The sequence below is a fragment of the Streptomyces sp. CA-210063 genome (genome assembly GCF_024612015.1).
Taxonomy (GTDB): Bacteria; Actinomycetota; Actinomycetes; order Streptomycetales; family Streptomycetaceae; genus Streptomyces.
Genome location: NZ_CP102512.1, coordinates 4,722,986 through 4,735,304 on the forward strand (window position 1 = coordinate 4,722,986; position 12,319 = coordinate 4,735,304).

Sequence of the window (12,319 nt, forward strand, 5' to 3'; positions counted from 1 at the left end):
CCGCTGAGGGTCAGATCAGGCCGTGTTCGGTCAGGTACTCCAGCTGCGCCCGTACCGAGAGCTCCGCGGCCGGCCACAGGGAACGGTCGACGTCGGCGTAGACGTGGGCGACGACCTCGCCGGGGGTGCGGTAGCCGTTCTCGACGGCCGTCTCGACCTGGGCGAGCCGGTGGGCGCGGTGGGCGAGGTAGAACTCGACGGCGCCCTGGGCGTCGTCGAGGACGGGGCCGTGGCCGGGGAGGACGGTGTGGACGCCGTCGTCGACCGTGAGGGACCTGAGGCGTCGCAGGGAGTCGAGATAGTCGCCGAGACGGCCGTCGGGGTGGGCCACGACCGTCGTACCGCGCCCCAGGACGGTGTCGCCGGTCAGGACGGCCTGATCGGCCGGGAGATGGAAGCACAGCGAGTCGGCGGTGTGGCCGGGGGTGGGTACGACGCGGAGTTCCAGGCCGCCGAGCGCGACGACGTCGCCCGCGCCCAGTCCCTCGTCGCCGAGCCGCAGCGCGGGGTCGAGGGCCCGTACCTTCGTCCCGGTCAGCTCGGCGAAGCGTGCGGCGCCCTCCGCGTGGTCCGGGTGCCCGTGTGTGAGCAGGGTCAGGGCGACCCGTTTGCCGGCCTTCTCCGCCGTGTCGACAACGTGGCGCAGATGGCCGTCGTCCAGCGGACCGGGGTCGATCACGGCAGCCGACTCCGAGTCCGGCTCGGACACGATCCAGGTGTTGGTCCCGTCCAGCGTCATCACGGACGCGTTCGGCGCGAGCACATTGACCGCGCGCGCGGTGGCGGGCCCCGAAAGGGCACCGCCCCTCGGTTGGCCGGGAAGAGCTGCTGCGTCCGTCATGTGGGGTCTCCGCCGGCTGGTATGCGCTTGGTGAACTCCTCGTGGCCGGGCCAGGAGAGGATCACGTCGTCGTTCTCCAGGCGGGCCTCGGCGAGGACGGGGGTCAGGTCGCGGGCGCCGGCTGCCGCGAGGGCGTCGGCCGCCGTGTCGTACTCCGCGAGCCGGCGCAGGGTCGCGATGGTGGGCGGCATCATCAGGAGTTCGCCCTTGTCGTAGCCGTCCGCCGCGTCCCGGGGGCGGATCCAGACCGTGCGGTCGGCCTCCGTGGAGGCGTTGCGGGTCCGCTGGCCCCGCGGGAGCGCCGCCACGAAGAACCACGTGTCGTAGCGGCGGTTCTCGAACTCGGGGGTGATCCAGCGGGCCCAGGCACCCAGCAGGTCGGACCGCAGGACCAGCCCCCTGCGCTCCAGGAACTCCGCGAAGGACAGGTCCCGTGCGGCCACCGCCGCGCGGTCCGCCTCCCAGTCGTCGCCGGTGGTGTCGCCGACCACCGTGTCGGAGCTGGGTCCGGCGAGCAGGACGCCCGCCTCCTCGTACGTCTCCCGGACGGCCGCGCAGACGATCGCCTGGGCGTCGGTCTCGTCGACACCGAGCCTGGACGCCCACCACGCGCGCGTGGGGCCCGCCCAGCGGATCTGGTGGTCGTCGTCGCGCGGGTCCACACCGCCGCCCGGATACGCGTACGCGCCTCCGGCGAAGGCCATGGAGGCGCGTCTGCGCAGCATGTGCACGACCGGGGTGTCGGCCGTGTCCTTGAGCAGCATGACAGTGGCGGCCCGCCTGGGGGTCACCGGTGTCAGCGTGCCGGCCGCGAGTGCGCGGATACGGTCCGGCCACTCGGGTGGGTACCACTGCCCGTTTGCCATGGCCGGAGGCTAACCCGTGACGGCCGGATGTTCGAGAGGGGCCCGGTACGGGTGCTAGGCCAGCTCCACCTGGAGCTCCACCTCGACCGGCGCGTCCAGCGGCAGTACCGCCACGCCGACCGCGCTGCGCGCGTGGACGCCCTTGTCGCCGAAGACGGCGCCCAGGAGTTCGCTCGCACCGTTCAGCACGGCGGGCTGGCCCGTGAAGTCCGACGCCGAGGCCACGAAGCCGACGACCTTCACCACGCGGGCGACCCGGTCGAGGTCGCCCGCCACGGACTTGACGGCGGCGAGCGCGTTCAGCGCACAGGTGCGGGCGAGCTCCTTGGCCTCCTCGGGGGTGACCTCGGCGCCGACCTTGCCGGTGACGGGCAGCTTGCCGTCCACCATGGGCAGCTGCCCGGCGGTGTACACGTACAAGCCGGACTGGACGGCCGGCTGGTACGCGGCCAGCGGCGGGACCACCTCGGGCAGGCTCAGCCCGAGTTCCGCGAGCTTTGCCTCGACGGCGCTCACGGCTTGGGCCGCTTCAGGTAGGCCACCAGCTGCTCGGGGTTGTTCGGCCCGGGCACGACCTGGACGAGCTCCCAGCCGTCCTCGCCCCAGGTGTCCAGAATCTGCTTCGTGGCGTGGACGAGCAGCGGTACGGTTGCGTATTCCCACTTGGTCATGTGGCCGACTTTATCCGCTGCCCGGCCGCTGTCGGGCACGGGTTCCGCCGCTGCTCCGGGCGGGCCGGACGGCCGAGAGGGGCCAGGTTGTCCACAGCCTCCCGCGTATGCGGCGCGCGGACTGGTTAGTCTCGAATACGTGAGCAGGCTCCAGGTCGTCAGTGGCAAGGGCGGGACCGGAAAGACCACGGTCGCCGCCGCACTCGCGCTCGCCCTCGCGACCGAGGGGAAGCGCGCCCTCCTGGTCGAGGTCGAGGGCAGACAAGGCATCGCACAGCTCTTCGAGGCGGAAGCACTTCCGTACGAGGAGCGGAAGATCGCGGTGGCTCCCGGGGGCGGGGAGGTGTACGCGCTGGCCATCGACCCCGAACTGGCCCTGTTGGACTACCTCCAGATGTTCTACAAACTGGGCGGGGCGGGCCGTGCCCTGAAGAAGCTCGGCGCCATCGACTTCGCGACCACCATCGCGCCCGGCCTCAGGGACGTGCTGCTGACCGGCAAGGCCTGCGAGGCGGTGCGCCGCAAGGAGAAGAGCGGGCGGTTCGCATACGACTACGTGGTGATGGACGCGCCGCCCACCGGACGCATCGCGCGCTTCCTGAACGTCAACGACGAGGTGGCGGGCCTCGCCAAGATCGGCCCGATACACAATCAGGCCCAGGCCGTGATGCGGGTCCTGAAGTCTCCCGAGACGGCCGTGCATCTGGTGACGCTCCTGGAGGAGATGCCCGTCCAGGAGACGGCGGACGGCATCGCCGAGCTGCGCGCCGCGAAGCTGCCGGTGGGGCGGATCATCGTCAACATGGTGCGGCCCGAGATGCTGGACGCCGAGGAGCTGGAGTTCGCGCGCGCGGTGCCGCGTACGGCCGTCGCCAAGTCCCTGTCCACGGCGGGCCTCGGCGGCGCGCGGCGCGGCGGCAACGCCGAGCGGCTGGTGGAACCGCTGCTCGCGCAGGCCGACGAGTACGCCGAGCGGTACACCCTGGAGCAAGAACAGCGCGGCGTGCTGGGCGAACTGGGCCTGCCGCTGCATGAACTGCCGTTGCTCGCCGAGGGAATGGACCTGGCGGGCTTGTACGAACTGGCCACGGAACTGCGTCAGCAAGGGATCTCATGACTCCGGACCCGGCCGCCATGCCCGACTCGGCCCATGTGAACGACCCGGCCCAGGCCCCCGACGGACACCGCGCGATCAGCGCGCCCCGCCTCCTCGCGGTCGATCCGCTGATCGACGACCCCGAGACCCGCATCGTGGTGTGCTGCGGCGCCGGCGGGGTCGGCAAGACGACCACGGCGGCGGCCCTCGGTCTGCGTGCCGCCGAGCGCGGCCGCAAGGTGGTCGTGCTCACCATCGACCCGGCCCGGCGGCTCGCCCAGTCCATGGGGATCGACTCGCTGGACAACACCCCGCGGCGGGTGAAGGGCATCGACGGGAACGGCGAACTGCACGCCATGATGCTCGACATGAAGCGCACGTTCGACGAGATCGTCGAGGCGCACGCGGACCCCGACCGGGCCTCCGGGATCCTGAGCAACCCCTTCTACCAGTCGCTTTCGGCGGGCTTCGCGGGCACGCAGGAGTACATGGCGATGGAGAAGCTGGGCCAGCTGCGGGCCCGGGACGAGTGGGACCTGATCGTCGTCGACACCCCGCCGTCCCGGTCGGCGCTGGACTTCCTGGACGCCCCGAAGCGGCTCGGCTCGTTCCTGGACGGCAAGTTGATCCGCGTCCTGCTGGCGCCCGCGAAGGTCGGCGGACGGGCCGGCATGAAGTTCCTGAACGTCGGCATGTCGATGATGACGGGCGCCCTGGGCAAGCTGCTCGGCGGCCAACTGCTCAAGGACGTACAGACGTTCGTGGCCGCCATGGACTCCATGTTCGGCGGCTTCCGTACGCGCGCGGACGCCACGTACAAGCTGCTCCAGGCGCCCGGCACGGCCTTCCTGGTGGTGGCCGCGCCGGAGCGGGACGCGCTGCGGGAGGCGGCGTACTTCGTGGAGCGGCTGGCGGCCGAGGACATGCCGCTGGCCGGCCTGGTGCTCAACCGGGTGCACGGCAGCGGCGCGGCCCAGCTGTCGGCCGAGCGCGCGCTCGCCGCCGCGGAAAATCTTGACGAGCCCCGCATTGTTGATCAGATGGACGGGAAAGCAGTTCGTAACTCTCCCGACACGTACGACAGTTCAGACAGTCCAGAAGCTCCCGCAACCACCGGTGTCCAGGCCGACTCCCCTGCCCCGGACCGGACGGTGGAACACCTCACGGCGCGCCTGCTCAGGCTGCACGCCGAGCGGATGCGGATGCTCTCCCGCGAGCAGCGCACGCGTGACCGCTTCACCGCGCTTCATCCCGAGGTGGCCGTGGCCGAAGTGGCCGCGCTGCCCGGTGACGTCCACGACCTGGCGGGTCTGCGGAACATCGGGGACCGGCTCGCGACCATAAGGCCGGAGCTGCCCACCTCCGACGACTGACTGAGGACCGTCCATGCCCCGACGGCCGATCCACGCCCCGGGACACCCGAGAGCCGGCACACCTGCCCGACGCGCCGACACCACAAGGGCGCCCTCGACGGACGTGGCCCGGAAAGGGCCTCGTCCTCAGCTCACCGCCGCGTAGTTCTCGTACATCTCGTCATCGTCGAGCGGCAGAATGCCCGCGCCACGCTCGTACTCCGTGCGCGCGGTCTCAAGGAGCCGGCGCCATGAAGTGACAGTGGGACGCCTGCGCAGCAGTGCGCGGCGCTCGCGCTCCGTCATTCCTCCCCACACGCCGAACTCGACGCGGTTGTCCAACGCGTCCGCCAGGCACTCCGTGCGTACCGGGCATCCGGTGCACACCGCCTTGGCCCTGTTCTGCGCTGCTCCTTGAACGAACAGTTCATCCGGATCGGTAGTGCGGCAGGCAGCCTGCGCACTCCAGTCGGTTACCCAGCCCATACCGGCGCCGTCCTCTCCCGAATCGAGGCTCCCCCACGGCGGCAGCGGCATATTCACCGCCGCCAGTTGAGGACGTTACGGAAGGTGGGCACAGCGCAACACCCCCTTCGGGCCCAATCTTGAATGGCCCGAACGGACTATGCGTAAGCGGCAGATCACCCGCGGGAGTGACCTGAGGACATACGTGACTATCCCGGCAGAACGGGACAGTTGACATGCGTCACAACGGACACCGAATGACACACAAGGCGGATTCGGACACGGCACCGGAAAAAAATCGGAAGAACGTCAGAACGATTCGGGCTCGCTGGACGTACTTGATACAAGGGCCTACGGCTGTGACAGTTGAGAGCAGCTTAGGCCAAGGCCTGCGCGCGTGTCCGGCAAATGAGAACGTAGACAACCACTCATGTTTTCTTCACGTCTCGGTGTCGCGGGCAGCTGATGTCACGATCCGGCACTGGTGCGCCGCCCGGAGGCACCCGCTCCTTCGGAACGGTCATCACTACGGATTAGGCTGCCCTCATGCCAAACAAGCGCTCGGGTGGTGGTCTGGCCCCCACACAGCAGGCCGCCAAGTTCCTAGGTGTCAGCGTCCTCGCCGGTGCCGTCATGGCGGGCATCGCGCTGCCCGCGGTCGGCGCCCTGGGGCTGGCGGCCAAGGGTTCGGTCGAGGGGTTCGACGAACTCCCCGCCAACCTCAAGCAGCCGCCGCTGAGCCAGCGCACGACGATCCTCGACAGCAAGGGCGACTCGATCGCCACGGTGTACAGCCGCGACCGTACGGTGGTCGATCTCAAGGAGATCTCGCCGTACATGCAGAAGGCGGTCATCGCCATCGAGGACGCCCGCTTCTACCAGCACGGCGCGATCGACCTGAAGGGCGTGCTGCGCGCGCTCAACCGGAACGCCCAGGAGGGCGGCGTCGCCCAGGGCGCGTCCACGCTGACGCAGCAGTTGGTGAAGAACGTCGCGGTGGAGGAGGCCGGTGACGACCCGACACTGGTCGCCCAGGCCACCCAGCAGACGCTCGGCCGCAAGATCCAGGAGCTGAGGCACGCGATCCAGCTGGAAGAGGAGCTCAGCAAGAAGAAGATCCTCGAGAACTACCTGAACATCACGTTCTTCGGCCAGCAGTCCTACGGCGTCGAGGCCGCCTCCCGGCGCTACTTCTCCAAGTCGGCCAAGGACCTGGACGTCGAGGAGGCCGCGCTCCTCGCCGGCATCGTGCAGTCGCCGAGCCGGTACGACCCGGTGAACGACCCGCAGGAGGCCACCAAGCGGCGCAACATCGTGCTGCAGCGCATGGCCGACCTCGGTGACATCTCACAGGCGGAGGCCGACAAGGCCAAGAAGAAGCCGCTCGGCCTGGACATCAGCAAGCCGAAGAACGGCTGCATCACAGCCGTCAAGAACGCGGGCTTCTTCTGCGACTACGTCCGCGAGGTGTTCCTGAACGACCCGGTCTTCGGCAAGACCAAGGAGGACCGGGCGAAGATCTGGAACCAGGGCGGTCTGACGATCCGGACGACGATGGACCCGAAGGCCCAGAAGTCGGTCCAGGCCTCCATCAAGGACCACGTCAACCAGAAGGACGACGTCGCCACCGCCGCCACCATCGTGGAGCCCGGCACGGGCAAGATCCTCGCCATGGGCCAGTCGAGGCCGTACGGCCTCGACACCAAGAAGAACGAGACGTCGATCAACCTGTCGGTCGACGAGTCCATGGGCGGCGGCGCGGGCTACCAGCCCGGTTCGACGTTCAAGCCGATCGTGGCCGCGGCCGCGATCGAGGGCGGCATGTCCCCGACGAAGTCGTACTCCGCGCCGTACAAGATGGAGTACCCGAGCCCGATCTCGGTCTGCGGCGGCAAGAACTGGGTGAACACCGACGGCACGACGCTCACCAACGAGAACGAGTCCGAGGTCGGCCCGTACACGATGAAGAAGGCGACCGCGCTGTCGGTCAACACCTACTTCGTCCAGATGATCGCGGACGTCGGCATCTGCCCGGTGACGGAGATGGCCGGGAAGATGGGCGTCGAGCGGGCCGACGGCTCCAAGATCGGCCAGAACCCGTCGATCGCGCTGGGCACCCAGGAGATGTCCCCGCTGACCATGGCGAACGCGTACGCGACCTTCGCCTCGCGCGGTATGTACTGCACGCCGGTCGCCATCGAGTCCATCACCCAGCGGGTCGGCGAGAAGTCGAAGTCGCTGGAGGTCCCCAAGTCGACGTGCTCGCGCGCGATGTCCGAGAACACCGCCGACACCATCAACACCCTACTCAGGGGCGTGGTCGAGGACGGTACGGGTACGGAGGCGGGCCTCGGCAGCCGTCCCAGCGCCGGTAAGACCGGCACGACGGACTTCCGTTACGCGGCCTGGTTCGTGGGCTACACCCCGAACATGGCCGGCGCCGTCTGGGTCGGTGACCCCGCGCACAAGCGCCGCATGGTGAACATCACCATCGGCGGCGAGTGGCACGACAAGGTCTTCGGTGGCCAGGTCCCGGGCCCGATCTGGCGCGACATGATGTCCGGCGCGCTGGAGGGCGAGCCCGCCCCCGACTTCACCCTCGTCAACATCCCCGACCCGAAGCCGGACCGCGGCCGCGGGGACGGCGACAACGGTCGCGGGAACGACGACAACGGCAATGGTGACGACAACGGCAACGGCAACGGCGATGACGGGATCATCGGCGGCACCGACGGCGGCACCACGTTCCCGGACCCGGAGTTCTCCATCCCGGAGAACTGGATCCAGGGCCAGACGAACGGCGGGAACAACGGGAACAACGGGAACGGTGGCTTCGGGTGATCTCAGCCGGTTGACCTGACCGGTCGGTTGGCCGGTCGGTTCGCCGGTGGTGCTCCGGTCGGTTCTCCGGTTCATGGTCGCTGAAAGTCGCGGTCGCCGAATGTGAGTGGATACGGCGGTGGGGGCGCCCCCAGAGAAGGGGCGCCCCCACCGCCGTACTGCTGGGAGACGCTCAGCCGCCCGTGAGCTGCTGCTTGACGATGGCGGCGACACGGCCGCCCTCGGCCAGTCCGGCCACCTTCGGGTTCACGATCTTCATGACCTGGCCCATCGCGCGCGGGCCCTCGGCGCCGGCGGCCCGGGCCTCCTCGACGGCCTGGACGACGATCTGCTTCAGCTCCTCGTCGGAGAGCTGCTTGGGCAGGTACTCGGCGAGGAGCTCGCCCTCCGCCTTCTCCCGCTCGGCCGACTCCGTACGACCACCCTGGGCGAAGGCGTCCGCGGCCTCGCGGCGCTTCTTCGCCTCCTTGGTGATCACCTTGAGCACCTCGTCGTCGGAGAGCTCGCGCTTCTCCTTGCCCGCGACCTCTTCCTTGGTGATCGCGGTGAGGGTCAGCCGGAGCGTCGAGGAGCGGAGCTCGTCGCGCTCCTTGATGGCGGCGTTGAGGTCTTCCTGCAGCTTCGACTTGAGCGTGGTCATGGGGTCGATTGTCGCAGGTGTGATGCGGTAGGCGCGCCTTGATTTCGCCGGTGTGTGCGGATCGGGTGCTGATCGGGTGCGCGAGCCGGAGTCGGTTGTCCACAGGCGGACTTGGCGGTCGGCGGTGGTGGTTCGCGGTTGTCCACAGGCGTTCAACCGGGTTCGGCGAGGTCTGACACGATGGACATATGCGAGCGCGATACGGAGTACCTCTGGGGATCGCGGCGGCCGGTGCCGCCGGTGTGGTGTACGCGGCGGGTTTCGAGGCCCGCTCCTTCCGGCTGCGGCGGGTGACGGTGCCGGTGCTGCCACCGGGCATGCGGCCCCTGCGGATACTCCAGGTCTCCGACATCCACATGGTGAGCGGGCAACGCAAGAAGCAGCGCTGGCTGCGTTCCCTGGCCGGGCTGCGCCCCGACTTCGTGATCAACACCGGGGACAACCTCTCCGATCCGGAGGGCGTACCGGAGGTGCTGGACGCGCTGGGCCCGCTGATGGAGTTCCCGGGCGCGTACGTGTTCGGCTCGAACGACTACTACGGCCCGAAGCTGCGCAACCCCGCCCGCTATCTCCTGGAGAAGGTGCAGGGCCGCCACGGCCTGAACGGCAACAAGCCGGTGGTCGGCGCGATCCACAACCCGTGGGAGGACCTGCGCGACGGCTTCGACGGGGCGGGCTGGCTCAACCTCACCAACACCCGTGGCACGCTGAAGATCGAGGGCATGTCGGTCGAGCTCACCGGCCTCGACGACCCGCACATCAAGCGGGACCGCTACGCCCGCGTGGCCGGCGGTCCGTCCGACTCCGCCGACCTCTCCCTGGGCGTCGTCCACGCCCCCTACCTCCGCACGCTCGACGCCTTCACCGCCGACGGCTACCCCCTGATCCTGGCCGGCCACACCCACGGCGGCCAGCTCTGCATCCCCTTCTACGGCGCCCTCGTCACCAACTGCGACCTCGACACGGAGCGCGTGAAGGGCCTCTCCACGCACACGGCTGAGGGCCACACCGCGTACATGCACGTCTCGGCCGGCTGCGGCACGAACCGCTACACCCCGGTGAGGTTCGCCTGCCCACCGGAGGCTTCGCTGCTGACGTTGGTGGGGCGGGAGGGTTAGGGCTGTTGGGGTGATCTGCGCTGACGGGGGCGTCGGGGTGGGAGGCGGGAGGTCGGCGTTCGAGTCGGCGTGCGAGTCGGGCCGGTTCAGGGCGGGGGGATCTGCGGGGGCCTGCCGGGGGGCGGCCTGCGGAGGGCGACGGTCCAGGGAGGGCCGCCCGCGTAGGGCGACAGTCCAGGGCGGGCCGCCCACGTAGGGCGACAGTCCAAGGAGGGCGCGGTCGGCGAAGGGTGGGGGCCGTCGGCAAGGCGGCATTGACCCGTACGGATCGTCCCGGATAGCCCGTTTCGTCGAGGCGTCTTAGCGTGAGCGCATGACCGCACCGATACCCAGGGACATCCCCGACCTGCCCGCGATCTCGGGCATTCCCGCGCCGGTGACGTCCGTCGTGCCCGCGACGGCGGTGGTGGCACCGACACGCCGCCCAGTGGCTGCGGCCTACCGCGCCCTGGTCGCGCTGGCGGCGGCAGCGGCCGTGGTGATTGAGATGGTGCTGGGTGGCCCTTCACGGGCGTTCAGCCATTTCTCGGTCCAGAGCACGGCCCTGGTGGCGCTGGTCTTCGCGGCCTCATCCCGCCGCGCGTGGTCGGCCCGCCGCTCCTTGCCGTCCTTGGTGACCGTCGGCACGGTTCTCTACGCCGTGATCGCGGCCTTGGTGTACCACCTGATCCTGATGAGGGACCCGGCCGCCTTCTCCCTGACGACGACACCTACAGGGACCCCGGTCTCCCCCACCGGCTGGCAGGCCGTGACCAACCACGCCTTCCACACGGCGATCCCCCTCGCGGTGGTGGCGGACTGGCTCCTGCTGACCCGCCCGTGCCCGCCACGCCTGAGCCACGCGGCGGCCTGGCTGCTCTACCCGATGGCGTACCTGGCGTTCACGCTCGGCCGAGCCGCCCTGCTGACCCCCGACTGGCCGGCCCCGTACCTCTACCCGTTCCTGGACGTCGACCGCCACGGCTACAAGAGCGTCCTCGGCAACGCCCTCCTCCTGGGCCTCGCCTTCTACGCCCTCGCCCTCCTCCTCATCGCCGTCGACCACCTCCGCCCGGACCCCGTACACCCACGCCGGGGCCGCCCCAGCCGCCACGAAAACCGGATTTCGTCTCCAGGCACCAGTGGGCTAAAGTAAACGACGTCGCCGCGACAAGCAGCGACAATCGGGGTGTAGCGCAGCTTGGCAGCGCGCTTCGTTCGGGACGAAGAGGTCGTGGGTTCAAATCCCGCCACCCCGACGCAGGTCAGAGGGCCAATCGCATGATCGCGATTGGCCCTCTGTCGTGCTCAGGGGGCCAAACAGGGGGGCAAACGGATTTGCTCAGGCCATGATGCCGCTCTCTTCCATGCCTGAGTTCTCCCGGCACCCTCCAACAGGGCGGCGCCACCAAGGTCACCATAGCCGCGCGCGGAGACTCTTCCTTCGAGACCGATCGTCACTCCGCAGCATGCGACGCCCACCGGTTCAGCGATCTATGAAGATTGCGATCAGCCAGTCAGCGAACGCTCCCACGGCCCCGCTACACGCACCCCTCAAGGCTTGGCCCACCATCCACCTGCCAGCAGGATCGGGTGCGCCTTGCTCACCAGGGGCGGAGGCGAGGGTGAGAAATGCGTTCTTACCAGCATGAGTACGGTCGGCCATCGGTTCCCTTCCTCAGGTGTGATCCAGCGGCCTGCCGGCGTGTTTGGACTCTTCCGGCGAGCCGTTCTTATCGGACCACCACCTCGCGCGCCCATTCCCGGAGCTAGCATCGCCCGGTATCAAGTGGGACTTCACGGGACTTCATCTGCAAGGGACACCCATGCCGAACCGACGTCGAGCAGTCGACCCCTCCTCGCCCTTAGGGGAGCTCTCCGCACGGCTACGTGCCCTGCACGACCACGCCTTGGCCACGGCTGGGGGAAGCGAAGCAGCGAGGAAGCTACAGCCAGACAGGATCGCCGCGACTTCGACATGGCGGACTAGTCGCACGGCTATCTACGCCGCCCTCAACGGGACCCGCATCCCTTCTGTGGACACCCTCTGCGCCCTAGTGTCTGCGTTGGATCCACGAGACGAGAGGATCGCCATCCCTGAGTGGCTCAAACTCAGATCGCAGGCCGAACAGGGGCTCGAAGGAGAACGCGTCAGCTACACCGCAGCGGTTGCCGACCCTTCTACACCTCAACCGGACGCCCCTCCTATCGAGTACCTGATATTCGCCCAAGAACTCAATGCAGCGCGTTTGAGAGCCGGAATAACTCGCGCACAGTTGGCAGTCAAGGCGGGCTATTCTCCACGGTCAATATTTAGCACCTTAGAAGGACGTCGACTCCCAAGATGGGACCTGATTGAGAATTTACTCCATGTCCTAGCCGCATCAGAGGAAGAAAGCGCCGAGCACCGAAAGCGCTGGGAAGCCGCACTACTCGCTTCCCAGCGCTAA

Annotated in this window: 12 protein-coding genes and 1 tRNA gene; 7 read left to right on the forward strand and 6 right to left on the reverse strand. The window is 68.9% G+C overall.

What is annotated here, in order from left to right:
* Positions 1 to 10: 10 nt before the first annotated feature.
* Genes JIX56_RS20385 through JIX56_RS20400 form a run of 4 tightly spaced genes read right to left on the reverse strand, consistent with a single transcriptional unit; the run spans position 11 to position 2,378 of the window.
* The gene (locus JIX56_RS20385; RefSeq protein ID WP_257542643.1) at positions 11 to 841 is read right to left on the reverse strand and encodes an MBL fold metallo-hydrolase; all 831 of its coding nucleotides are present in this window, start codon (positions 839 to 841) and stop codon (positions 11 to 13) included.
* On the reverse strand, positions 838 to 1,707 hold the full coding sequence (locus tag JIX56_RS20390; RefSeq protein ID WP_257542644.1) for an NUDIX hydrolase: 870 nt from the start codon (positions 1,705 to 1,707) through the stop codon (positions 838 to 840). The genes JIX56_RS20385 and JIX56_RS20390 overlap by 4 nt, the downstream gene beginning before the upstream one ends.
* 54 nt (positions 1,708 to 1,761) lie before the next feature.
* Positions 1,762 to 2,223 (reverse strand): RidA family protein, encoded by a 462-nt coding sequence (locus tag JIX56_RS20395; protein ID WP_257542645.1) that lies wholly within the window; start codon positions 2,221 to 2,223, stop codon positions 1,762 to 1,764.
* Entirely contained in the window at positions 2,220 to 2,378 is a 159-nt protein-coding gene (locus tag JIX56_RS20400) for a DUF4177 domain-containing protein (protein ID WP_086785308.1), read from the reverse strand. Before JIX56_RS20400 ends, JIX56_RS20395 begins: the two co-directional genes overlap by 4 nt.
* Positions 2,379 to 2,517: 139 nt before the next feature.
* On the opposite strand from JIX56_RS20400, the gene JIX56_RS20405 reads away from it, so the two are divergent.
* Positions 2,518 to 3,495 carry an ArsA family ATPase gene (locus tag JIX56_RS20405; protein WP_257542646.1) on the forward strand — a complete coding sequence of 326 codons (978 nt, stop codon included), beginning with the start codon at positions 2,518 to 2,520 and terminating at the stop codon, positions 3,493 to 3,495.
* Positions 3,492 to 4,847, forward strand: a complete 1,356-nt coding sequence (locus JIX56_RS20410; RefSeq protein ID WP_257542647.1) for an ArsA family ATPase — start codon at positions 3,492 to 3,494, stop codon at positions 4,845 to 4,847. The genes JIX56_RS20405 and JIX56_RS20410 overlap by 4 nt, the downstream gene beginning before the upstream one ends.
* Positions 4,848 to 4,973: 126 nt before the next feature.
* Here JIX56_RS20410 and wblA read toward each other — a convergent pair whose 3' ends face one another.
* Positions 4,974 to 5,312 (reverse strand): transcriptional regulator WblA, encoded by a 339-nt coding sequence (wblA, locus tag JIX56_RS20415; protein WP_033524587.1) that lies wholly within the window; start codon positions 5,310 to 5,312, stop codon positions 4,974 to 4,976.
* Between the two features lie 525 nt (positions 5,313 to 5,837).
* Between wblA and JIX56_RS20420 the strand changes: the two genes are divergently transcribed.
* The gene (locus tag JIX56_RS20420) at positions 5,838 to 8,132 is read left to right on the forward strand and encodes a transglycosylase domain-containing protein (protein ID WP_257542648.1); all 2,295 of its coding nucleotides are present in this window, start codon (positions 5,838 to 5,840) and stop codon (positions 8,130 to 8,132) included.
* 172 nt (positions 8,133 to 8,304) lie between these two features.
* Here the strand turns inward: JIX56_RS20420 and JIX56_RS20425 are convergent, their stop codons facing one another.
* Entirely contained in the window at positions 8,305 to 8,772 is a 468-nt protein-coding gene (locus JIX56_RS20425; protein ID WP_257542649.1) for a GatB/YqeY domain-containing protein, read from the reverse strand.
* A gap of 188 nt (positions 8,773 to 8,960) precedes the next feature.
* On the opposite strand from JIX56_RS20425, the gene JIX56_RS20430 reads away from it, so the two are divergent.
* The 4 genes from JIX56_RS20430 to JIX56_RS48050 all read left to right on the forward strand — a co-directional run bounded on the left by JIX56_RS20430 (position 8,961) and on the right by JIX56_RS48050 (position 12,319).
* Entirely contained in the window at positions 8,961 to 9,890 is a 930-nt protein-coding gene (locus JIX56_RS20430; protein ID WP_257542650.1) for a metallophosphoesterase, read from the forward strand.
* A 313-nt stretch (positions 9,891 to 10,203) separates the two neighbouring features.
* Positions 10,204 to 11,025 carry a Pr6Pr family membrane protein gene (locus tag JIX56_RS20435; RefSeq protein ID WP_257542651.1) on the forward strand — a complete coding sequence of 274 codons (822 nt, stop codon included), beginning with the start codon at positions 10,204 to 10,206 and terminating at the stop codon, positions 11,023 to 11,025.
* A 29-nt stretch (positions 11,026 to 11,054) separates the two neighbouring features.
* Positions 11,055 to 11,128 (forward strand) — tRNA-Pro (locus JIX56_RS20440).
* Positions 11,129 to 11,695: 567 nt separating this feature from the next.
* Complete coding sequence (locus tag JIX56_RS48050; RefSeq protein WP_443031844.1) at positions 11,696 to 12,319, forward strand: helix-turn-helix domain-containing protein; 624 nt, start codon at positions 11,696 to 11,698, stop codon at positions 12,317 to 12,319.